Source organism: Dysgonomonas sp. GY75 (genome assembly GCF_015234155.1).
GTDB lineage: Bacteria > Bacteroidota > Bacteroidia > Bacteroidales > Dysgonomonadaceae > Dysgonomonas > Dysgonomonas gadei.
Genome location: NZ_JADCLQ010000032.1, coordinates 1 through 25,224, shown reverse-complemented (window position 1 = coordinate 25,224; position 25,224 = coordinate 1). Strand labels below are relative to the sequence as shown.

The window sequence follows — 25,224 nt, the reverse complement described above, 5'->3', positions numbered from 1 at the left end:
ATCAGCATTCGCAATTGGCGATATTATAGCTTATTTCGTTTTATCCAGTCAAATATCATATTATAGACGTTGTTTCGCACTTCCGCCCCCGATAGAATAAGGTCGTGCAACCCTCCCTTTACAGACAGGATTTCCACATCGCCCTTTATGTTATGGGCTATACGTTCAATATCATTTATATTCAAAATAGCATCGCGGCTCGAGACTTGTTCCATATCTTTAATATCTGCCACCGACTCAGCTGAATGCAGCAGCAATATGGGCTTGGATATATAAAATGCTTTCCTCAATTCATTTTGTGCTTTATGAATTGCACGCAACCATCCCAGATTTATTTTAGGTGCAAGGTTGGGCTTCCAGTCCTGTATGTAATCCCATTCTCCTCTGTACGATTTATGAATACTTTTACCATATTCTTCACTGAATCCTCCCGGAATGGTAACTTTAGGTATAAACCGCCCTGCAAAGGATACAATAGGTAAAAGCTTTTTAACCCGTTTTGCCAGATTGAATTCATAAAAAGGGCTGTTGAGTATCAACCCGTCAAATAATTTGCTGTCTGTGTGATCTTTGGCAAATAAGGTAACAATAAGCCCGCCTGTGGAATGCCCAAACAAAAGAGTCTCTTTATTACCTTCGCTGCGGATAATATCCAGCGATTGGAGTATTTCTTCGTAATAATCTTTCAGATTGCGTATATCATTGAATTTCTGGTGTGGCAGAAACGAACGACCATATTTTCGTAGGTCGATGGCATAGAAATTAAATCCATGATCGTTAAAACGGCACGCCATTTCCGTCTGAAAAAAATAATCATTAAATCCATGTATGTATAATACCGCTTTGTCGGATTTTCTTTCTGTCAGGTGACGTATAAGTGTCGCTGTAACCATACCTTCGTAATCGTCCCTCAATTTGAGAGTTTGAGCTTCGAACCGGTCTTTTAGTATATCTTCTTTGTATGGAGAATTACTCATAGATTTTATTTCTTATTTTTCAGGATTAACGCTATCACTTAGTATTTGTTCACGGCCTGAGATATAGCCGGTGTCAGATTCAGTATAATTTTCTTTATAATCTTTTGTATTTGAATTCTTAAAGTTACAAATAATTATTTGCAGGTATACCTGTTGCAGTAAGGTTCTCTTCCTTTCTACATGAATTACTTGCTTTACTTAACAAAAATATCCACATAATTTAATACTTTTACGGCTTAAATATGCATCACAGCAACAAAACATTCTCTCTTGTTGTTTTAGACATAAATGTATTTGATATTAACTCAAAAAAATAGAAACAATGAAATTAACGAAAGGTATAATTGCTATTATTGTTGTAGTTGCAATAATCGGTATAGGGCTTATTTTCTTTTTGTGGGGCAAATCGCTTCAAAATAATATGATAACAAAAGAAGAAGCTGTGTCTTCTCAGTGGGCTCAGGTACAGAATGCATACCAGCGCCGTGCCGATCTTGTGCCTAATCTGGTAGCCACTGTGAAAGGCTATGCTACTCACGAACAGGAAACTCTTCAGGCAGTAGTGGATGCCCGTGCAAAAGCAACACAGATGAATGTAAATGCAGACCAGCTTACAGAAGAGAATATCAAAAAATATCAGGAAGCGCAGGGGCAACTGGGTGCTGCACTCGGTCGTTTGCTGATGGTGCAGGAGAATTACCCCGACCTGAAAGCCAATACTAACTTTCTTGCCCTGCAGGATGAACTTACCGGAACAGAAAACCGTATCTCCACAGAACGTAACAAGTTTAATGAACGGGTGAGAGACTATAATACATATATTCGAAAATTCCCAAACAGCTTCTTTGCTGGCGATTTCGATAAGAAAGGATATTTCGAAGCCGATGCATCAGCTCAGAGTGCACCAAAAGTAGAATTTTAATAAATAAGCCATTGGCTAAAACTATTGGTTGTCAGCTTCATAAAATGAAACGGATATTAAATATATTCTTGTTATTGCTTGTAGCTGTTTTGCTACAGGCACAGGACGATCTGCCCTCTCCCATGTCACCCCCGAGACTCGTCAATGACTTTGCACAGACATTCGATGCCTCGCAGCGTGACGACCTGGAACAGATACTGAAAGCCTACAACGATAGTACATCTACACAGATATATGTAGTAACAGTTGCCGATTTGCAGGGTTATGCCGTATCGGACTATGCTGCCCGTCTGGGTGAAAAATGGGGTATCGGCCAAAAAGACAAGAATAACGGCGTGCTTATACTCATAAAACCACGTATAGGTAACGAGCGTGGGCAGGTATTTATTGCCACAGGCTACGGAGTAGAGCATATACTTACCGATGCCCGTTGCGGCCGTATTATAGACCAGTATATGATCCCATATCTGCAAACCGGGGATTATTACAATGCATCCAAAGCGGCCGTTCTTGCCATAATTAAATATTTGGCAGGAGAATTCCAGGCGGATGAAGAAAATTATTCCGGCAGTTCGCTCATTGCAAATATAGTGCTTGTGGTTGTTATATTGCTTATTCTCTATATCGCTTTCAAAAACAACAAAGGAGGTCCTTCTTCGGGGGGACGCTGGCGTGACGGAGGTTTTGGTGGCGGCTTCGGCGGCTGGGGGGGAGGTAGTTCCTCCGGTGGTGGCTGGAGTAGCGGAGGAGGCAGCTTTGGTGGCGGAGGTGGTGGAAGCTTCGGCGGAGGTGGTGCCGGACGTAGTTTCTGAACAAAAGATCACAATCAGTAATAAATATAGAGGCAGGTATAAAGACTAGATTTATACCTGTTTTTTTGTTAGATTGGAAAAGGGCTTACTCTGTATTCCGTAGGCATAAGTGGAGTGATACACAGATTATTGTAAATCACGATATAACTATTACTTTCCATAAAGCATTTATGAATACCGGCGATAGGTGAAACACAGAAATAGGATAAAAACAAAAGAAACTTAGGCTACAGTTTATATGATTACAAGTAGCACCACCCACCTTGTACTCCATCTGTAGCCCGCTCCTTTACCTAAATGTTGCAGTTATTTATCAGGTTATTCAGGTCATTTTAATACATCACAGGATTTTTGTCATACGCTTTTACGGGTATGACATGCCAGTATATTACCTCTCAATAAGATTCTTTTTTAACTAAAGATTTTGAGCATTGATTTTTCATGTGACTTAGCGCGTACCTTGTGATTTTACTGGTTGCAAATATATATAATATTTGGAAAAAAAACTCTTATATACACCAAAACTCACAATACAAAATAAAAAAACATAAATAAGGGGCGAATAGGTAATTTTATATATCGTTTTCCACAAGTCTATAATATATGCGAATCAGTAGTTGAGATTTAATGTTGGATTTTTTATGCTCCACTTCGTTTCGCTTAAACGTTCATTTTGGCATTGCCCAAAACGAACCAAAAGGCTAGCGCTTCGTTCCTCGGCGACCCAAAACCGTTTTGCCGTCTGAATCAAACACACGGGCTATCGCCCCGTTTGATTCTACGCCGCCTGCAACGGATTGGGTACCCCGCCTGCGTCACTAATGCGCAAGGGCTGACGCACGCGGAGCTAAAGCCTGAAAAGACACAGTCTTGTCGCCGCATCGCGATAACGGCCTCATTCCGCAGGCGGGGTACCCAATCCGTAAAGCGGAGGTGTAGGGCAAAATAGGGTAGCTGCTGTACACGGCTGATAATCCGGTAAAAGATGACTCCGTATTATTTTGCCCCACCGGAGCTGCGGTTTTGGGTCGCCGGAGGGATGCAGCCTTGATTTTTTGTTTCGTTTTGCATCAAGGCAAAATGAAAAACAAGCCGGACGGCGCGTTAGAGAAATCCAACAATTTTATACTACAATAATTACTTGAACTACTGATTGGCATAATATAGTAATTCTATTCGTTATTCTCTCCTTTCAGAGTGTTTGTCTCATTGAATGATACACAAGACAGCCAATCGGGCAGAAACATTTAGGAAATCATATTTTTAAGAGGTATCTTTGCCCACATGAAAAAATTAGCGATTGTGGGGTGTGGATATCTTGCCGAAATTGTAACAGATGCACTTATTAACGGCTTACTGCCTGAATATGATTTAACTGGAGTTTATTCGCGTACTGCGTCAAAAGCAGGACGGATTGCAAAAAAAATGCATAAACATGGTAAACCATGCTCTGCATGCACGACACTGGAAGATTTGCTGGCTCTGAAACCCGATTATCTGGTGGAAGCAGCATCCCCTGCTGCCATGAAAGAATTGGCCCTGCCTACATTAAAAAACGGCACATCTATTATCACTTTGTCTATAGGAGCTTTTGCCGATACCGCTTTTTATAAGGAGGTGATGGAAACAGCAAAAGCAAATGGCACACGTATATACATTGCTTCCGGAGCTACAGGAGGTTTCGATGTTTTGCGAACTGCTACCCTGATGGGAAATGCATCCGCCCGGTTCTTCAATGAGAAAGGCGTTAATGCCCTGAGACGGTCACCTGTCTACGATCCGTCTTTGGAAACCGAACAGCGTGTTGTCTTTTCCGGAACGGCAAGAGAAGCTATCGGCGTATTCCCAACCGGGCTAAATGTATCAGTTGCGGCTTCACTGGCATCTGTAGGTCCTGAAAAAATGCATGTAACCATGCAATCTACTCCGGGATTTAGAGGTGATACCCAACGGGTTGAAATAAAAAATGATCAGGTACATGCCGTAATAGATGTATATAGTGCTACCTCCGAAATTGCAGGTTGGTCGGTAGTGAGTACTCTGATCAATATCGTTTCACCTATTGTATTCTGATAAATTCTTCAAGACTTTTTCGCTCAGGCGGTCAAAAGCCTGACGTGTGCGGCCGGTAGAGACTTGCATACAACGGATATGGGGATGGCCAATCAAATGTTTTCCTCCCAATGCCCCTACTGTATCACAAAAGCAGAGGTTGTCTCCTTCCAGCCATCCGGTAAATGCAGTTTCGTCCCAAGCCGGAGATAAGCCTGTATTGAAAAGTATCTTCTTATTCCCTAATTGTTTAAATTCTGCTTCGTGTAATAAAACTGTGTTTTTATTGAGACAGCAGCATACGACTTCACTGTGCGAAAGAAGTTCTTGCAAAGGCAAGAATTGATAACCTTTGGCTTTTGCATCGTCTTTTTCCTTACGGGCGAAATAAGCTATGTCCGCTCCAAAGAAACTCAAAGCATCGGCTATCATACCACCGGATTTACCAAGTCCTATAATCCCCGCCTTTAGTCCGGTAATTTCGCGGGGCATTTCCTCCCAAGGCTCCTGACCAAATCCGTGCAAGCAGCGCACAAGTTCACTGATTACATATTCTACGACGCCTTCATCGCCATAATCCCGTATCCCTGTTACGGTTATACCCCGTTCGTTAGCATAACGGATATCTACATTGGCACTTTCGGGAGAATACAGGGAACAGCACATTCCTATATATTTAATACCGGGGCATCTTTCTAATACATAGCGGTTAATCCGGGAGGTATAGCTCAGCAGCACGGCATCCGCACTGCCTATACGCGCAATTATCTCATTATCGTCGACGGGTATATCCTGATGCAAAACAACTTCCCTCGCAAAAGAATGCAATGCTGTCTCTGCTAACGGGATCAGGCTCACCGGCTCTATGGCTACAAGTTTCTTGAACATATCTTTAAAAATTAAAAACAATAAAGATAGTAAAAGAACTTGTGAGGTCAAACTCTATAAATCCAATGTTACAGACTTATCCTCTATTCTATTTAGCTTTAGCTACCAGAGGCAGGCTTATACTCAACCACTGTTCTCCGTCCCATACATAAACTCCATCAGGCATTGCAGCGTTTACTCCATCCTGTTTGTTTTTATCTTTGTTAAAGACCATGAGTCCTACCAGATTTTCTTTCTTATCTTTATAATCTGGTGTATTTTCTTGTGCATAAGGAGACAAGCTGGTGCGGGATTCCAGTTCTACCTTATATAAGATCAACCCTCCGTAAATCGACATAGGTTTCGGTTTTTCTTTTGACCGTGATATTGTATTTACAGTTTCTTCGTTTACTGTTTTATTCTTTTCTTCAACAGCCGGAGAACCTGATTGGGAATATGCCATTACGGTCAGTAACAAACCTGTAATAAGGCTCAACATTGTTCTGCAATATTTTCTTGTTTCCATTTTTTAGTTTGAGATATTAATAATATCAACTTATATAGACTTGTTGTTTACCCGGTTTAGGGATTTGAACGACATTTGTATTAATGTATATTTTATCATTCTGTTTGTTGTCTATAAAAAAAAATTGGGCTACCCTAGCTGTCGCAGACAAAGCAACCCATAAAAGACAAAAAATTTCCGCATATAAATATTTATAAAAGACGTAATGTAAGAAAAAGACAATTGAGATGCGGAAAAAGGAATAATATTATCGGGGATATCGTATTCTTTAAGAATATCCGGATACTTACAAAACTTGTTATTCAAAAGATATCCGTCTCTGACTTCCAGCGATAAAGAATATGATGATCCTAATGTTCTATTGTTACGAGATAGTATTTCCTCAATATATATTTTTGTTCTCATATATTCAGTTCTGTATAGATATTATTTAATTAATCCCGTTTTGTCGTTTGTTTCCGGTTTTATTCACTTTTGTAATGTATTGTGTATGTTGGGGTACAGAACTGTTTAATATTATTTGTATAGATAAACGAAATATCAGAACACAATAATGAGAAAACAGCATTTTCGAAAAATATGATCGATTCATATATCGTCAGCGGCCTGTAGACAGACTATGATTTACTGTTTCTTTATTTTATTATCTCCTATATATTTCTGTTGTTAATTACTCTCAGACAAAAAGTCAATTCTTAGCCTGTACCTCTAAATTATTTCAACTGCAAAGTTATATGTATGATATAAAACTACCTTTACATATATCCACCATAATATAACAAATAATCGTACATAGGTAAGATATAGGTAATCAATGATTTTATCTGCTAATTACTCTAGAGATTCGATTCACATCCGCTTTCCCACATTTTCCCGTATTTTCTGATATTGGAAGGAGTACCACCCAAATAAGTCTTACAGAAATTAGTAAAATGGGAGATACTGGAGAAGCCGAATTCGTCACAAATCTCTTTGAAACTACGTCTTTCGTGTCGTATTTCATAATAAATTTTATCCGCTTTGCTGTGGAGCATCCATTTATACGGGGAAACGCCGAATACGCGCTTGAAATGCTTTTCGAAACCGGAGACCGAATAATTAAGAGCCTGAGCGAGTTCGCTTACCGATTTATAATTATGACTGTTACGCATAACATAAGAAGAGAATAAGGAATCGGCACTAAGTGCCTGACGGAAAAACAGAGATAAATCTTTCTGAGAATAAAAGGCACGTAGCAGAAAGAACAATTCCTTTACTTTATTCCGGTAAAATATGCCGCAATATATGCCCTGATCGAAACACGCAAGTACAAACTCAACATATTGCTTTATTTCTATATTCAGATCTAAAAGATATAAATCGTCCAGGCTTTGATGGCTTTCGTTTTCGAAATAACGCGCAAGGTCTTCGATACTCATACAGTTGCAAAATGTAATTTGCTCCTGAAGCCGTATGATCAACAAGGTAGAGTATTCTAATGCATTTAATGAGTAATGTTGATTTACCGGCAGGTACACAGCTTTATTTTCTTCAATAATAGACTCTGTATGACTCGCGAATGATAAAGAAATTTTTCCTTTTATAAGAAAAACCATCTTATCATTCAGTGAATTGTTATCTATCTTATCATTCTGGTTCAATACCAGTAGCTGAATAGCAGAATGACGGCCTTTTTCTTTATAAGGACATGATAATTTATCCGAACAATATAATTCGCTCATATAAATTTAGATAATAAAAACAAAAAGCTATAGAACAACTATATTATTAATATAGGATTAAGTTCTATTGATTTCTTGTAAAAAATAATCAATAAGTTTAAATGAAAAATAGAGGTATAAATAAGAATAGCTATTTCTTGTAAGAATTTGTATTCGGCACAAAAGTAGAGATTTGAATCAAATTATTTTTTACATATTTCCTCCATTTTCTTTTATTTTTCTTCCAATTTGATGTATATCATCCTCGACATAGACATTATTGGGCCAAAGAGACATATATTCCTGTGGTAAACATTTTCAGCCGGCCCGGATAGCCTCAATAATATTTTATTTGATTATCGAGAACAAAATCAGGCAGATATATGTTTTCTTAATAGACGGTATGAAGTACAAAAAAACAGTGATTTGAGATACACTCTTATCATTTTCTCCACATTACATTAAGCAACAAATATTATCATCATAGTTTACTGTTTATATATTTCTAATGGCTTCGATTAGATAAATATTACAAGAATATTTAGTCATCATATTTATATTCATGTAGGAAATATCTTATTTAAGATTAATTCTCCCGGACTTTCTCAAAATCTTTGTCCGGGCGCATAGGAGATATAATTACCTGGAAGATTCTTAGAGCGTTTAATCATTAAGAATATAAATTATGAATACTTTCTGTGATACTAATTGTCCTATGGCTGAAAAAAAGGATCCTACTTTTGAAATCTTAAAACTAGATCAGGGAAATATAATTAAAGACATATCGACGGAAGATATAATGGTCTTTGTTATTGTAGGCAAAATCGATATGTCAATAGACATATCTGTTAATACGGTAATAAAAGCAGATGATATTATATATCTCCCTTTAGATTGTCACTACTTAACTCATATCCTCGAAAATTCAACATTACTTATTGTCCGTATACATGATCCTATTTTATTTTGTAATTGTTTGCGTATTATGGATTTGATAAAGAAGAACCTGGACGAATGTTGTAAAAACAGGCAATGTTTATATTTGTTGGTAACAAGTCCCCAAATTAAGCTATTTGTAGGATTTGTACAGAATTGTATTGATCAGGGTATATGTTGCAGGAGCTTTTTTCAACACAAAATCGCAGAATTATTCTTTCTGATGCGTGCATTTTATCCTCAGGATAACCTTGCTCAATTTTTTAGCAGAGCACTACATTCCGATTCCGGCTTCTCTTCCTATGTTACTCATTATGGCCATAACTATAGATCGGTAAGCGAGCTTGCTCAGGCTCTCCATTATTCGGTCTCCGGTTTCGAAAAGCACTTTAAGCGTGTATTCGGTGTTTCCCCGTATAAATGGATGCTTCGGAATAAAGCAGAAAAAATCTACTATGAAATACAGCTCGATAAACAAAGCTTCAAAGAGATTTGTGACGAATTCGGCTTTTCCAGTATCTCTCATTTTACTAATTTCTGTAAGACTTATTTGGGAGCCACTCCTTCAAATATCAGAAAATATGGAAAATTTATAGATTCTCAAACCAATTACTAATAAATATCCTTTCGTCGAAGAAGACGATATCCACTCTCCCTTATTTTCACAATTCATTATATATATAATAAATATATGTATGTACAAAATAGCAGACCACTCTTCTGATTTGTTGACGTTTTTCTTTTTAACACTCGGAATGTTCCCCATTTTTTCATGTGGTGAGGAGAAAATGTTAAAGATAATGGCGAAAATCTATAAAATCTATCTAAAATATTAGGAATAACTTGCGGCCTCAAATAGAATGCAAATTATAGCAATGAAAATAAGACTGAAATACAGTATTTTCAATCCAAATTTATCGACTGAAAATCTGATTATCAGATATGCCTCAATAGAGACATATAATGTAGTCACACAACATTTAGCCAACAATGGCGGCCTAAGGAGAATCCAATTTTTAAACAAAAGATCCTGCAAAAGGGCAACATGGTTGGAATCAGAATAGCTAGGATAGCACACTGAACAGACTAAAAGACAATGAAGGCAACGAATAAAGCTTTTTTTAACAAAACGACAGACAATAGATTACAAATTCGGTAAATGACAACAATACCGAAATAAATTATGTACACAAAAATGTATTAACAGGATCTCCAACCTTATCACAGACTTACATCCATATTCGAATATAAAAGGAGTATGGTACAATAATTACATTTTGTAGAGTTACAAAAAATTAATGTAACTAAAACAAATGCTTTAACAAACGAATTATGAAACTAAGACTAAAAAAAGTAGTAACAATGCTTGTCTTCATGGTAGGCTTGTCTGTGACAATTAATGCGCAAGTAACCATCGGTGCAGATAAAGAACCGACGCAAGGTGCCCTGCTCGACCTGAAAAGTGATGACGCTTCAACAAATGGCGGAGCTACTACCGGAACAGCAGACGGTACTGGTGGTGGATTGCTGCTGCCACGTGTATATCTGACAGATATAAGCAAACTCAGCCCTTTTGTAAAAGATGACGACCCCAACCTTGCAACACTGAAACTAAAGCTGATAGGTCTCACCGTATATAGCCTTACTGTTAATCAGGGAGGCTTTACTACTGCCGGAACTTACACATGGGACGGCCTTCAGTGGGACCTTACTGCCACTCCAAGAGGCGGTACAGAAGATGAATACTGGAGTATTGAGGGGAATGCCGGAACAAACCCTGCTGTGAATTTTCTGGGAACAACGGACAATCAACCATTAGTTTTCAGGGTAAACAACACCCGTGCGGGTTATATTTCCTCTACCGGCAGAGGTACTTCGATCGGATATGAAGCATTAAATCCGGGAAGCAACAATACCGGAATAAATAATGATGCATTCGGTAATAGCACTTTATTATCCAACACTAGCGGAAGCAACAATGTAGCTATCGGCGCCAGCACGCTGAGAACAAACACCACCGGTAACACCAATACTGCCGTTGGTTCGGCCGCTATGTACTACAACACAGCGGGGTATAGCAATACAGCTATGGGTAACAACGCTATGCTTGAAAATGCAACCGGAGGTACCAATGTAGCTATCGGTAGCATTGCTTTACAAAACAACGTTGGCGGAGGAAGCAATACAGCTGTGGGCTACTCTGCACTGAATAAAAATACTGCAAGCAATAATACTGCTGTCGGCAACTTAGCTATGGCAAACACCACCACCGGAACCTACAATGCTGCCCTTGGTGCCAATGCTATGCAAAACAATACCACCGGATCCAACAATATAGCTATTGGTGCTACAGCCCTGAATGGCAACACTACCGGATATAGCAATACTGTAATAGGTTTTCGCGCTTTGCGAACCAATACCACCGGACATAACAATATTGCTGTAGGTGACAGTACACTGCACAACTCTTCTTCGGCAAGTTACAATACTGCTATAGGTAATAAAGCCCTGTTCGCCATAAGCTCAGGTCATAGCAATGTTGCCATTGGTGATAGTGCTTTATTAAGAAACCAAGTAGGAATAGGCAATACAGCTGTAGGTGACAATGCTCTGGCAAGCAGTTCTGGTGCCAGCGGCAATACAGCTATTGGCAACCGGGCATTAGCTAGCACGAGTGGTGGTAATCTCAATACAGCTGTAGGAGAGAAAGCTCTGACCGCAAACACCTCTGCATCTGCCAATACAGCTGTGGGTTCCAATGCTTTAGCAAATAATCTAACAGGAGGTAGCAACACTGCTATCGGTACTATTGCTCTGCGCAGTAATACTACCGGAGAATACAATACGGCCGTCGGTACCAATGCCTTATCAGAGAACATGGCAGGGAAGGCTAACACAGCTATGGGTAACGATGCTCTCAGACACACCACTGCAGGCAGCAATACGGCTGTGGGTAACGAAGCTATGTATTTCAACAGGACGGGAAACAGGAATACAGCTGTCGGAGACAGTGCTTTATTTAATAACAATACAAATGGCAATACAGCTGTGGGCTATGCAGCCTTGTTTCTCAATGGTACAGGAACCGGTAATACAGCTATGGGAGCAAAAGCATTGTTCAACAATAGCTCAAATAGCAATAATACAGCTATCGGCTCTAATGCGATGACAGTCATGCAATCCGGCGCAATGAATACAGCTCTTGGTAGTAACGCGATGTCTGCCAGTACCGGCGGGAATGGCAACACAGCTCTTGGTTATTATGCACTGGTAAATAACACCTCCAGTTACAATACAGCCGTGGGAAGTAATGCCCTATATACCAATACCTCAGGAGCCAACAATGTAGCTGTTGGTTATTACGCCCTGCAAGCCAATACTACAGGAGGAAATAATATAGCCATGGGAAGCAATGCTCTGGATTCGAATACTGGAGGTACTTTCAATTTTGCTTTCGGCACCAGTGCCCTGCAAGCCAATACTACAGGACTGCGCAATTTTGCTATCGGCTACACTGCTTTATACTCGAACCTTACCGGATACAACAATATAGCTCTGGGACATCAGGCACTGTATGGTGGAAACAATGCCAAACATAGTAATATCGGTATAGGAAATTATGTAGGTGTTAACATAACAGGATCAGATAATGTGATAGTAGGAGACTCAGCTGTACAGTCTGGCTTAGGAAGTGAAAATGTGGCCATAGGAAAGCTTTCACTCGGTACAAGTGTTTCAAGTTACAATGTTGCTGTCGGTGCACGTGCAATGCAATGGCGTGTAAATGATGGTGTTCCTTCAAATAAAAATACGGCAGTAGGTTGGGCTGCATTACGTAATTCTGTGGATTCCTGCAATGTGGCCATAGGATATTCAGCCCTTGGCGAAGGTAAACCCTTTGGTATGACTACAGCAATAGGAGCCTATGCCTTGAGTAATAACAGCTCGAAGGAAAACACAGCAGTAGGTTATCGCGCTCTATCCAAAAATATAGGCGGAAACGGTAGTACAGCTGTCGGCAACAATGCTTTAGGAACCGGCGAATCATCATATAATACTGCAATTGGAGACAATTCTATGGCAAATAACGTTAGTAGTCACAGCAATACAGCATTAGGATGGAGTAGCATGTTAGGCATTACAACCGGATATCGTAATATAGCTGTAGGCACCTATGCTTTATCAGCTATCACCTCAGGCAGGGATAATATAGCCATTGGTGATAATGCAGGTAATAACATAACAACAGGAAACAGCAATATAATAATAGGAAGTGGCACAAAAGCATCCTCTCCTACCGCTACTAACGAAATAGCCATGGGAGCTTCCAACCATTCAACAATCAGGATTGGTAATTTGCTATCAAATGGCAGCGGCAGCTGGACTGTTACTTCCGACCGTCGCATGAAGCACGACATCAAACCAATAGGACAAGGCTTAGATTTCATTAAGAAACTGAAACCGGTAGAGTATATCTACAACACAGGTAACGGTAAGAAATCGCTCGGGTTCATTGCACAGGATCTGCAACAGGTGATGGCTGAAGAAAACATGTCAGGCTATAGCCTGGTAGTGCCTACACAAGGCGATACACTGGGGATAACTTCTACCGAGCTGATACCAGTATTAACTAAAGCTATCCAGGAACAGCAAGTCACTATCGAAACCCAAAAACAGACAATAGATAAACAACAGCAAGCTATCGACGCGCTGCTAAGACGCGTAGAGGCATTAGAAAATAAAGAATAATTTCCCATTGTGTTGTATATATATTAAGTATACGCACCATTTAGTGGAAAAATAAGGTATAAACAATATATGTGCATAAGAAATATTATAAGTATTTCTTATGCACATTATTTTTTATTCTTTCGATTTACATTTCGTCATGATTGGAATCACTTTGATATAAATCAGTTCGAATAAGATTTCTACGATAGTTTGTGTTACAATGACTACGGCGACTATCTGATTTTCCGGTGCAGGTAAAGATAATGCAAGAGGTAAAACGACTAAAGAATTTCTTGTACTGGTAGAGAAAGAAACAGCCCGTGAACCATACGTATCTACTTTAAATATCTTAGCCGACAGTTTTCCTATTAAAGGAGCGATAAGAGCAAATGTTATATAGATAGGTAAAACAGTTAATATCGAAACCGGATTTTCACGTAACACCCAAATCTGAGAAGCAATAACAACGAAAAATGTCAAAGCCATAAACGGAACCGGGAGCCAACCCGAAAAGTTCAATATATTTTTTCCCTGTTTATTATTCGATTTTGAGATTAGCTGCGTTATAATTGAAAGTACAAACGGAATAATAATTAAATAAAAAAAAGCTTTTATAAACGGTGCAATCTCTATTATACTGATAGTTTCTTTTCCAAGAAAAATCCATAAGTATAAAGGCAATAATACCATTTGAAAAATAAACAGCAGAGGAGTGGAAGCCAAAACCGATTTGGAATCTCCTTTTCCCAAATGGGAGAAGACAATCACATAATCAATACACGGCGTTAATAAAACAAGAAGAACTCCAATACTGATTACCGGACTTATCGAAAAAATGTTTATCAAAAGCCATATAAGTATTGGGATCAGTATAAAATTCCCAAATAAAAGAGCTGCGAAAAATGAGCGTTTCTTCAATGCCTGTTTCAGTTCTAAAAAAGGAATCTGGCAAAACATACTGTAAAGCAATACTCCTATTACCGGCTCAATGGCATGCTCAAGTATATTCGACTGATCCCATGTCAATCCTACAATAACACTGATAAACAGCGTTATTATATAAATACTTATTTGCTTTTTTTCAAGTGTATGTTTACTTATCATGTAATTTTTGTCATTGTACAGAACTTACAAAAGTATATTTATTCGTAAAAACATCCAATACCTATAAATGGTGAATACTTAAGTTGAAAAAGGCAGGCAGGCTTTCCGTAAAAATGGAGTAAATGTATATTTATCAACAAAATAAAGTTATTATATAAAAAAAATGGGACTGTTTCACAACAGCCCCATCTCCACTTCTCAAATGTGCAATTAACTAATTAATCAACTAGAATAAGTAGTGTTGTTGATTTTCATTGCTCTTTATATTTACCGTCCAACATATCCTGATAAGTCGGATTGTAAGCATTATTGAATACATTCCAACTGCTTGCTGTTACTGAAGAAAGTATATCTTTCAATCCCGAAAAATCGGAAAGTGAAGAGTTGTAAGAAACCGTAATCTCTTTTACATTTTTCAATACCCGGAAACCATTCAGATTTGTAAGTTTCGAATTTCCATAATAGGAACTATAGCCCGATATATTCAGTGAGCCATTTACCGTTGTAAGTTTTGGCATATCTATTTCCGACAGATTATCGGAATTATATCCGCCGCTCGTTATAGCGCAATCTCCATCTATCGTTTCCAAAACAGGCATACTAAATTTCTGCATCGAAGAAGCATCGATATTCGCTGTACCTGTTTTCTTCAAGAGGGGCAATTCTATAGCCTTAGGAGCCGAAGACAGATAGAACATCCCTCCCACTTCTTTCAGATTCGGCAGACTTACTTTATCAAGGCCATAAGTACTGAGACTCAGATTTCCCTGTATCTTTTCCACGCTTATGGTTGCCTCAGCCATTGTGTTCATATCGGTAGTAAAATTCAAACTCTTTAGTTCTTTAAATCCTTCCAGACTCTTAATATTGCAATTACCCCATGTAACATCATATCCACAGATATCTTTACCTTTCAGTGTGAAAGGGGTAGTTATATTGTATAACTCCAGACCGTTCATATTTATATTGCGAAGGTCTACTTCTGTGATGGAAGTCAGGTTGTTTCCATACAGTGATATTTTATTAGCCCGGGACAATGAAAATCCGGAAAACTTCTTAAATGAAACCTGGGAAATTATAATATCTCCTCCCACACTGTTCAGCAGCGACAGTCCGTCAATATTATCTTCCAGTACAGGCCAGCTTGATATGTATATCCTTCCTCCCACCGATTTTAAAGATTTCATATCTTTGGTACTCTTCAGTTTTGGCATATTGGATATAAATAATTCTTTACCAACGGATTCTAATGATTTCAGTCCCTTCAGGTCTTCAATATTGACATTTTCCAGCCTAAGATTACCCGATATTGTTTTTAACGATGTTATATCCATATTTACAAGAAGGTCACATGCTGAAATAGTTACGTCACCCGGCAGGGAACCCAACTGGGGGAGTGCTAACGATTCCATTTTAGAAAGAGACGTTATACTGAGTGTCGTCACATTTTTTAGTATAGGGAAGTTCACCGACTTCGCTTCTTTCCATTGCGTTATGTTCAAATTGCCGCCGATTTTCTCCAGTTTTGGAAAATCAACCGCTGCCAGTTTATTCATATTCCACGAACCCTGAATTGTCATGTTTTCCACGATATTCTGTAACTTGGGAAACGACATCTCAACCAAAGAGTCTGTATTCTGTATCTGTAACGCTCTGTCAATATTTTTCAATTCGGGGAATTTTGCCGATCTGATGTTAGCGCCATTTATAGCCAGATTGGTCATAATTGATCCCAGTTTGGCAAAATCTACCGTTTTCAAACCTTTTACCTGTCCTATTTGAAGCGATCCTACCCTTTCCAGATTTTCCAACCCTTCTAAGCTGTTTCCGGCAAATGTAGGATTTATAATGAGGTTGAAATCAATTGTTCTTAATCCGGCTAAAGGTTTAAGACTGTATACCGAATCCGCTCCGGTAGCAGCTCCGATAGTCAGGCTTCCATTGATACGGGCAAGCCCGAGCGTTGCAAACTCATCTACTTCGGCCTGTGTCAGAAGTATAACATCCCCCTCTCTGGAAACGACATTACGCTCCACATGGTAGTTGTATGTACTCTTTGTACCGTTATAAGCAGTAACCACAAAAGACTGGTCTGTATCCCAATCGGTAATGGTAGCCGGATCAGGTTCCATCTTTGCGTTTTCACTTAATAATACATTAGCCGTAGCACCTGACAACAATAAATTTTCGGGCGCGGTAACCACAATTGTATTTTGTGAAATCGAAGCATTCAATGTCACATCTCCCTGTTTCAAGCGGAATGCGGTTATATAGCTATCTCCTCCATCGAAGTCACTGTCATCATTGCTACAGGCGGAAAAGGAGAGCATTCCCAGCAATGAGAGCAAAATAATTCCTGTTTTATTTATATTCATATCTGTTGATTTTACTTATTGTAATTAAGTTTTGTGAAATATTTATTGTTCTATTTTAATGTCCATTATTTTCTATATTTTTTCTATGCATAAATATCATCTTTGCTTATTTTTGGAGACTAAGCTTATTACTTCCGCGCCCTCCCGGGCTTGTCCTCACTTTTGGCATTGCCCAAAAGTAAGCAAAAGGCTAGCGCTCCGTTCCTCAGCGACCCACAATCGGTTTGCCGGCTGAAAGTGACGAACGGGCTATCGCCCCGTCCCTTTCTACGCCGACTGCACCGTGTGGGTACCCCGCCTGCGGAACTAATGCGCATCCGCTGACGCCATAGTAAGCAAAGCAATGACTAGGCCTAGTCGGGGGTCCGCCCAGCGCCGTATGCTTCACAGACGGGGACCCGTCAGAAGAGAAAGGCTGAGAAACGAAAACGTGTTTGAGCTTATCCAACGATTCGGACTATACACGCTTTCCAGCGAGTTTTTTCGTTTAGCCGTCTCTTCTGTTAACGGGTCGGCCTTTGAAGCGGGCGCTAAAGCGTTTTTGGTTCCTTTTGGGGATTTGGCCAAAAGGAACACAAGCAATCTTTGATTGCGCGTAGGAAAAATGTAGAAAATATTGAACATTAAAATGCATCATTTATATTGATTACTCAAGAGCTTGTTTAAATTTTAAACAAGCTCTAAGGTTTTACCCATTTACCTGCCTGCAAATCCTCATAAGTAGGATTATAGTTATTCCCCGATGTTTTCCAGCCGGAATTGGTTAGTGAGCTAAAAACTTTTTTCAGGCCGTTGTATGATTCGATTGCCATCTGGTTAGTTATCTCTATCGACTGAGCCTTCTCGAGACTGGCAAAGCCATCCAGATTTTTCAGCAGTTGATTTTTATAACTACTGCTATATCCGTTCAGGATCATCGCTCCACCGATACTTTTCAATACAGGGAACTGTACATCCTCCAGACTCCTGTCCGCATTATATCCGGTGCCTAATCTGAAATCTCCGCCAACAGACTCTAAAGATGGGAAACGTAATATACGGGTTTGGACAGATCCTACATTAAGGTCGAAATACCCTCCTACCCTTTTCAGTTTCGGAAATTCCAGTGTTTTATCAACTCCCTGATCCAGACGGGCAAAATAAAAATCTCCTCCTACTTCTTCGATATCAGGCATTGAATACCGTTTGATATTGTTGTTCTCTAACCGGAATCCTTTGTTTATTTTCCTGATACCGCGTATATGCACTGTATCCATATAAGACACATATCCGTCGAGAGATAGAGAATCCACCTCGTGGAATCCTTCAAGAGCAGGGAAACCCGGATATCCGTTATTATACGAGGCTCCGCTTGAAGCGATAGTCAACGTTCCTTTGAATACATCGTCCCCGATAATTTTATCGGCCTGAATAGAATTACCTAAAACTTTAAGTTCGCCTATGTTCAAACCTTTAACATTGATTTCTTTGATAGGAGTCGCGGTTCTGGTTCCGATAGTTAACCTGCCAATGTATTTAATGCCGGCCGGAAGTTTAAGTGCTGTCATCTGTGGCAGATCGTACAGATATAATTCACCTTCGACCCTCTCCAATGCCTTGAAATCCAGGATTCCCTCAATCTGGGCATATGTGATAGCCAGCCTGTCCGACACGGTTTTCAGTTTGGGAAAATCAAGTACCTTTATATATTTACTGTCAATGCTCAGTGTTGTTGCCTGAGTCATGGCAGGGAAACTGACCTCTGTCAGATATGTAGTCGACGGAATGGTTATAACCCCTGTTGCCACCTCCAGTTTAGGTGCATTTATAAAAGACAGCATGGTAAGCTGGCTGAAGGTCATAGCTCCAACCTTTTTCAATTCCGGCAGATCAACCTTTTTAGTACTTTTAAAATAGGTAAAGGACAAGTCTGCGGTTTCTTCCAAAGACGGGAATGAAATTTTAGACATCATCGCGTTCGATCCGTTGGCCGTATTAAGAGACAGTTTCCCTTTTACAATTTTCAGTTTAGGAAAGTTTATCCCTGCAAGCGGACAATCCAGAGTCAGAGTCTCTGATACGGATGTCAATACAGGGAAATCCGCAAGACCTATCAATGTATTTTTAATATACATACCTCCAGCTGTTTTTAAACCCGGAAAATTTACTTTTTCAAGATTTCTTGCTCCATCGATTCTTATCTCCCCTCCTATTTTCTCAAGTTTGTCAAGCCCGGTAAGATCTTTCCCCGAAAAGGTAGGATGAATAATAAGTGAATAACCGATTTCTTTCAGTTGAAGTAAAGGAGCCAATGTAGAGATAGAGTCTGATTCGGTGCCTATTGTGCGGCCAATTACCAGATTCCCTTTTATGGCAGTAATACCTTTTTCTCCAAACGCATCCACATCAGCTTGTGTTTCTAGCACAACAGAACCTTCAATTCCAATATCTGAACGTACCACAGTATATTTATACCTGATTTGTGATCCGTTGTAGGCTGTAACGGCAAACTGCATTTCATCATCCCATTCGGTCACAGACTTAGGATCGGGATAAATAGTGGCATTCTCACTCAACTTTATCGTGGCGGCAGCACCATTCAGGGAGATTCCTTCGGGAGCTGTCACCGTAATTACATTATCGGAAATCACCGCGTTAAATTCTTTGTCTCCTTGTTTCAATGAGAAAGAAGCGATGTAGTTATCTTTTCCTGCAAATGGATCATCTTCATCACTACATGAAGAAAGCAAGCCTATAACGGCTAACAGCAGCAAGTAAAAACTCTTATTTAATATATTCATAACCATTTTTATATGTTAGTTGTTGAAATTCATATCAGCAGGGACACAGGCTTCGGTCGAGACTTCACCCACGGCAGCCCCTTTACCGATCGTTCCGGTATGTACTTTCACAAAATCTATGTGTTTCAGATTGGCAGGTGAACCATCGGCCTGTATGGCATTTTCGATCCAGAATTCATTCATGGGTTTGGTCTTATCACTATTATAGTTGTCCACATATCCCCAAGGCAGGTCTTTTGCATATTCAATACCCCCTTCTACAAAAAAGTTTGCAGCAAGGCATGTTCCCACCAATGTGTAATAGTTTTCGGCTATAAACATCGGGAAGTAATATGCCTGTGAATGATAGCCATTGTAATCTACGGAATTGGACCTGCCGATATTATCCGTCCAAAGAACATTGGAACCACTGGCATTCGGCTTGTAGTATGTTATAGCGTAGCGGTATTTGGTGTCTTTACTATCAGCTTCGCTGCCTTTCAGTTCATACCATGTGTCATCAGGAAGTCCGTTGCCGTTTTCATCCTGCATCACCCAGACTATACCCGGTTCGCTCCATCCGGCAAAAGCGTTTCCTTTTATAAGCAGGTCGGCTTTTCCTTCTTCATTTTTTACACTATGGTCAAACCCTGCAATCCAGTATCCGCCATAAGCCCCTATATGGATATAGCCACTTGTATTACCCGTATTCAACCAGTTTTGCGCATCCTGCAACGCTTTTGCTTTTGTGGAACCGATCTGATAGTTTACAAACTGACCGGGTGCAGGTATATAGTCGAACACAGTAGCAGCAGTAGCTTTATTGCCTGTTTTCACAGGGCGGAAATATGTCCCTTCCGGTTCGGTACAGGTCACCTGTACTTCTGCTTTTGCCGATGAACTTTGCTCTGTCACAGTGATCAGATAGACACCCTTTTCCGATGGTGTGAATTTAAAATATCCGGTGGTAGAGCTTTGTGTTGCGCCGTCGACCGTCCACTTGAATGTTGTAGGATTTTCGATATTGCAAATCACAGGAGCCAATACGAGGGACTTGCCTAATGGGACAGTCATCTTCCGCAATTCATTTATATTTGAAGCGACACGGTAATGGCCGTTATCGAAGAATAGTTCAGGAGTAGGCTCGGGCAGTGTGGTGACCGTGATCACCTGCATATCTGTTCCGTCTTCATTGCTGACTTTGAGGGAAAGTGTCTGTGCCCCAAGTTTTGTTTGGTTAAAAACGTATGTTTTACTTTCGGAGACAATTTTACCATCCAGTCTCCATACATAAGTTGCATCTTCCGCATAAAGCACTTCTGCTGAAATTTCCGTATCCTTTCCCGAATAGGCTATAATGGAAGATGACACGTTGATTTCGGGAGGCAATTTATCCTGTACGGATATTTTAATTTGCTTTTCCGCCGTACCATTTTCGGCGTCTATCCTGAGAGTTACAAAATACTCCCCTGCATCGTTTTGATTAAAAATTAATTCCGGATCAACAGAAATGATCCTGCCTTCCAGCTTCCACGAATACATTGGATTTACAGCATTTTCCACATTAGCCTGGATGGCAAGATCCCTGCCAATCTTTACCTTGTATTCCTCCATCCCGAATGTAATCGTGGGATCACCTGTCAGTTCATTGTTGTCATCGTCGCTCGAACAGGACGATAACGAACAAATCAAATAAACTGACAGAAACAGAAAAATCAGATGTTTTAAATTTCTCATAGTGTTATTATTTGATAAATTAGTTTTGTTTTTTTATATTTTCATTCTCCAATTTCTTTCTGGTAAATACGATATGTGCGGGTATATCGCCGGTTATCACATCCCATTTCTTCTTACCATCAGGGCTAAAGCAATAGAGGGTCCCGGGGCTTGTATAGTCCTTGGCATCGGTGACGAATATTTCCTTTGTCTCCGGGTTGATAGCTAATCCATACGGCACTTTTATTCTTTTTTCCGTTCCGTCCGTGATAAAGTTGCGCGAAACGATATTGCGTGTCTTTGTATTCACAATGGCATACGATACAGTATTGCTCTGTGTAATATGGCTCCATTCCACACTGTACATATAGATAGAATCTCCGCTCGCCGTCATGTTGCTGCATGGCAGGTTCAGTGTCTTGATTACCATGTCGTTCCTGCCAATGATATAGGTATTGGAACCGATGTATTTATAGTCTCCACGCGAACTGACGTATATGTTATCGTCACTGTCCAGTTCCATCCGGTGGAGATTGATGCCTACAATGATTTTTTTCGTTTCCGTGAATGTATTCAGGTCAACGACAGAAACTGTGTTGTCATAGTTTGGCACACGATAACCGCCAGAGTTGGCCACATATAGCTTGTTATCCCTTATTACCATTTCCTCGGGCTGATATCCTACGATACACCGCCCTACCTCTTTCATTGTAGTGGTGTCGACTTTTACCACACAACCAATCGGCGCATCGGGTGTTATTTTAACTTCAGCATCATAGGAACTGATATATGCGTATCCTTTATCAAATACAATATACCGGCAGTTTTTGACCACGATTTCATTTTCGTGCCTTCCGGTTATTTTGTTCATAACTTCCACATATCCCGAAACATTGATAACAGCATATAACTTATTACCGTAAATCTGGATATCGTTGCCTACATCTCCCAGTTCTTTTACCACTGTGGGGTTTATTGTAGGATAAATGTTTTTGAAGTATGTTCCGGACCCATAGTCGAAATAATCAATGGATGACTTATTGCTCCCCATATTCGCTTCATTCAATAAATAAAAGCCCTCGACGGGTCCTTTTTCACCGGGTGTGACTTCTGTTTCGGTAGGAGGTTTGATGTCATCATCATCGCTCCGGCACGAAGAGATACCAGCCAGCATAGCTAACGCCAGTATCGGAGTCAGGAAAAATAATCTGATGTTTCTCATTTTTGCATTGTTTATAATTGGGTTTCTATAGGATTACATTTAGTATGAATTTGAAATTTGTTCCCGGCATGGGATAGCGTAACACAACTTCGTATTGCTGATTGAAAAGATTGTTAACCTCAGCGGTTAACCGGAAATCCGTTCCTTTCCAGTTGAGTGATTTACTCAATGAAAGATCGTGCGTATACCATTCCTTTATGCGGTTCTCCACGATATTGGCGCTTCCGTCGTAACGTTTTCCTGTATATATAAAGCTGTAATTGAAATACCAAGTCTTATATGTTGTGCCGATAATGGCAGAACCGCTGTGCCACGGTATATATGCTATTTGTCCTTTGTAGGTAGCCGGTTCTTCGGGATCGGAATAATCCTGAGCTTGCTGATATGTATAATTTAAACGTATATCGACAGATAGATTTCGTCCATGTTGTATATCTCCGAATAAAGCGGCATCGATGCCTTTGATCTTTACTAACCCGATGTTTTTCATCGTCCACCTGAAATTGACTCCGCCGGGAATCGCAACCAGCTTATCGGTTATTCTGTTATGATAGGCATCGACCTGCCCTCCAATATTTAAAGCGTGGTTAACGGGATGTGAATAGGTTATCCCGATATTGTATTGCCTTGTATATTCGGGCTTAAGAAAAGAAGATAAGCTGCCCATATATGCGAGATGCATTTCACTGAAGGTAGGCATACGAAAAATGTCTTTATAAAAGGCTCTCAGATGAAAATCATGGGCATCGAACGGTTGCCACGAAACAATGATAGCCGGGGTATATTTATCCCAATCGCGCTGTATCTCCTTTTTCTCTTCTTTGGTATTGTCATGGATGTAAGAAGCCAACAGGCTGGCCTGCAATCTGAAACGGTCGAAACAGAGTGATGTTGCAGCAGCTACCCATCCGGAATAACGCTGTGGGTAAATAAATTCCCGCATATCGGAGTTCATTTTATTCCACATAAAATCGGCAGAAACATTGGCACTCCAGAAGGGTAATATATTGAACAAATTGGCAGACGAGAGATAGGCCTCATGGAGCATATATTTATTATTCAATTCGGGACCGGGATAAGGGCCGGCTATGTAGTGGATATAGTCATATGCATATTTGGTGGACAGCAATGTACTGTATGTCGCCGATACGTTCTTTTTGAGGGAAGATTGAAAGAAAAAATTCTTATCCCACTGCCTGTCTTCATGGGCGTATACGTCGGGCTTTTTTATATCGGCTCCCGGATAGCCGCGTTCGGATGTATAGAAATAAGAACGGGTTTTCCATTCTCCGTCTCTGATCTTGCCAAACAGGGCATGTTCGATACGGAAAACATCTATATCTCCGTTTTTCCTTACTTCGGTCGTATCATAACCGCCCCGGTCATCCATATTATTTACTACCGCACGCTTGAATTTATATCTGCCCGAAGAATGGATATATTCGGCATTGAGGGAACCGGATACATTTTCGGATAGTTTCTGATGCCACAGGACGGAGGGATTAACAAGGTCGAACGCTCCGGTTTTGAATGCCGCCTTGAGGCCGTATCTCCTACCCTGTCTGAACTCCGGAGATTTTGTAGTCATATAGATGGAACTCGCGGACGCATAATCTTTAGCCGGCTGAAATATGGCGCTCTTCTGTCCGTTATAGAGGGATATAGCCTCCATATTGTCCAGCGAAAACCTGCCTAAATCGACAACGCCGTTCTGCGGATTTCCTATTTCTATACCGTCGTAGAATACGCCGACATGCTGGCTGCCCATACTGCGGATATTTACAGTTTTCAGGCCTCCCACACCGCCGTAGTCTTTGAGTTGTACGCCCGAGAAGTATCTCATGGCATCGGCTACGGAATGGGCGCTCAGATTCCCAAGGAGCGTCCCGGACAAGGTTTGCACGGGGACAATTTCCGTTTGAATAGCCCGTGCAGACACAACAACTTCGTTCAACAACTGTATACTATCCAGCTTGTTCTGGGCAAAAGAAATCAAGCATACGTTTAATAGGATAATAATCAAAATCCTTTTCTTTGACTTGGAAAATGACATTTCAAGCTAATAAGAATATTATCAAATAGCTTACTGAAAATAAGTCGTATGAAGATTGAGTGAACAGGAAATCAGTACAGTAAGTCAGACAACGCCAGCGTAAAAGATTGATTCCTTATCAGTGTTCTTCAGCTTTATTTCCCGAAAGCTTTAAACTAATCAATCTTGGCAGGTCTTCTGACTTACTCCATCTTTGAACGCCCTTCCCAACATTCAGTGAACAGCATACCAATCCGGCGCTCCGGATTAAAATAATGAAGAAACGTCCTGGATGCTTACCTTGCGTGAGTTTTTGCAGCCCAGGCCGAAGTTTACAATGGTGTTTCGAACCCCATGAACAGCATGGCTTAAACCACAGAAGGTAAAATAATTGGTGATACTTTTCAAAGGTAATCCCGCTTAAGAGTTTAGATTTAGACAATGTGGTTTAGCAAAAACTATAACCATAAAAACTAAAAATAAAACTAAAAAT

15 protein-coding genes are annotated in these 25,224 nt (G+C 40.1%); 5 read left to right on the top strand and 10 right to left on the bottom strand.

All coding sequences use genetic code 11. The features are described 5' to 3' along the window. Nucleotides 1-23: 23 nt before the first annotated feature. Complete coding sequence (locus IR083_RS11730) at nt 24-977, bottom strand: alpha/beta hydrolase (protein ID WP_194224466.1); 954 nt, start codon at nt 975-977, stop codon at nt 24-26. A gap of 322 nt (nt 978-1,299) precedes the next feature. Between IR083_RS11730 and IR083_RS11725 the strand changes: the two genes are divergently transcribed. The 3 genes from IR083_RS11725 (at nt 1,300) to IR083_RS11715 (ending at nt 4,784) form a co-directional block, all read left to right on the top strand. Further along, nucleotides 1,300-1,899: a LemA family protein gene (locus IR083_RS11725; RefSeq protein ID WP_006798070.1), complete on the top strand. Its 600-nt coding sequence runs from the start codon at nt 1,300-1,302 to the stop codon at nt 1,897-1,899. A gap of 44 nt (nt 1,900-1,943) precedes the next feature. After that, on the top strand, nt 1,944-2,711 hold the full coding sequence (locus tag IR083_RS11720) for a TPM domain-containing protein (protein WP_194224465.1): 768 nt from the start codon (nt 1,944-1,946) through the stop codon (nt 2,709-2,711). Between the two features lie 1,284 nt (nt 2,712-3,995). Further along, complete coding sequence (locus IR083_RS11715) at nt 3,996-4,784, top strand: aspartate dehydrogenase domain-containing protein (protein WP_194224464.1); 789 nt, start codon at nt 3,996-3,998, stop codon at nt 4,782-4,784. Here the strand turns inward: IR083_RS11715 and IR083_RS11710 are convergent. The 3 genes from IR083_RS11710 to IR083_RS11700 all read right to left on the bottom strand — a co-directional run bounded on the left by IR083_RS11710 (nt 4,767) and on the right by IR083_RS11700 (nt 7,877). Continuing rightward, the gene (locus tag IR083_RS11710) at nt 4,767-5,651 is read right to left on the bottom strand and encodes an NAD(P)-dependent oxidoreductase (protein ID WP_194224463.1); all 885 of its coding nucleotides are present in this window, start codon (nt 5,649-5,651) and stop codon (nt 4,767-4,769) included. The two genes, IR083_RS11715 and IR083_RS11710, sit on opposite strands and share 18 nt — an antisense overlap. 88 nt (nt 5,652-5,739) lie before the next feature. Then, nucleotides 5,740-6,156: a hypothetical protein gene (locus IR083_RS11705; protein WP_194224462.1), complete on the bottom strand. Its 417-nt coding sequence runs from the start codon at nt 6,154-6,156 to the stop codon at nt 5,740-5,742. An 836-nt stretch (nt 6,157-6,992) separates the two neighbouring features. Beyond that, nucleotides 6,993-7,877 (bottom strand): helix-turn-helix domain-containing protein, encoded by an 885-nt coding sequence (locus IR083_RS11700; protein WP_006798064.1) that lies wholly within the window; start codon nt 7,875-7,877, stop codon nt 6,993-6,995. Between the two features lie 664 nt (nt 7,878-8,541). On the opposite strand from IR083_RS11700, the gene IR083_RS11695 reads away from it, so the two are divergent. Continuing rightward, complete coding sequence (locus IR083_RS11695; protein WP_194224461.1) at nt 8,542-9,408, top strand: helix-turn-helix domain-containing protein; 867 nt, start codon at nt 8,542-8,544, stop codon at nt 9,406-9,408. 716 nt (nt 9,409-10,124) lie between these two features. Continuing rightward, a complete protein-coding gene (locus tag IR083_RS11690) occupies nt 10,125-13,541 on the top strand; it encodes a tail fiber domain-containing protein (protein ID WP_194224460.1) in 3,417 nt (1,138 codons plus the stop codon). 114 nt (nt 13,542-13,655) lie between these two features. On the opposite strand, the gene IR083_RS11685 is transcribed toward IR083_RS11690, so the two are convergent. The 6 genes from IR083_RS11685 to IR083_RS11660 form a co-directional block, all read right to left on the bottom strand. Next, entirely contained in the window at nt 13,656-14,627 is a 972-nt protein-coding gene (locus tag IR083_RS11685; protein ID WP_194224459.1) for an arsenic resistance protein, read from the bottom strand. A 251-nt stretch (nt 14,628-14,878) separates the two neighbouring features. Then, nucleotides 14,879-17,002, bottom strand: a complete 2,124-nt coding sequence (locus IR083_RS11680; protein WP_194224458.1) for a hypothetical protein — start codon at nt 17,000-17,002, stop codon at nt 14,879-14,881. 680 nt (nt 17,003-17,682) lie between these two features. Beyond that, nucleotides 17,683-19,782, bottom strand: coding sequence for a hypothetical protein (locus tag IR083_RS11675; RefSeq protein WP_194224457.1), 2,100 nt, complete (start codon nt 19,780-19,782; stop codon nt 17,683-17,685). Between the two features lie 15 nt (nt 19,783-19,797). Then, on the bottom strand, nt 19,798-21,498 hold the full coding sequence (locus tag IR083_RS11670; protein WP_194224456.1) for a PKD-like domain-containing protein: 1,701 nt from the start codon (nt 21,496-21,498) through the stop codon (nt 19,798-19,800). Nucleotides 21,499-21,517: 19 nt separating this feature from the next. Next, nucleotides 21,518-22,699 (bottom strand): DUF5074 domain-containing protein, encoded by a 1,182-nt coding sequence (locus IR083_RS11665; protein WP_194224455.1) that lies wholly within the window; start codon nt 22,697-22,699, stop codon nt 21,518-21,520. Nucleotides 22,700-22,724: 25 nt separating this feature from the next. Next, nucleotides 22,725-24,752 carry a TonB-dependent receptor gene (locus IR083_RS11660; protein ID WP_194224454.1) on the bottom strand — a complete coding sequence of 676 codons (2,028 nt, stop codon included), beginning with the start codon at nt 24,750-24,752 and terminating at the stop codon, nt 22,725-22,727. Between the last annotated feature and the right edge of the window lie 472 nt (nt 24,753-25,224).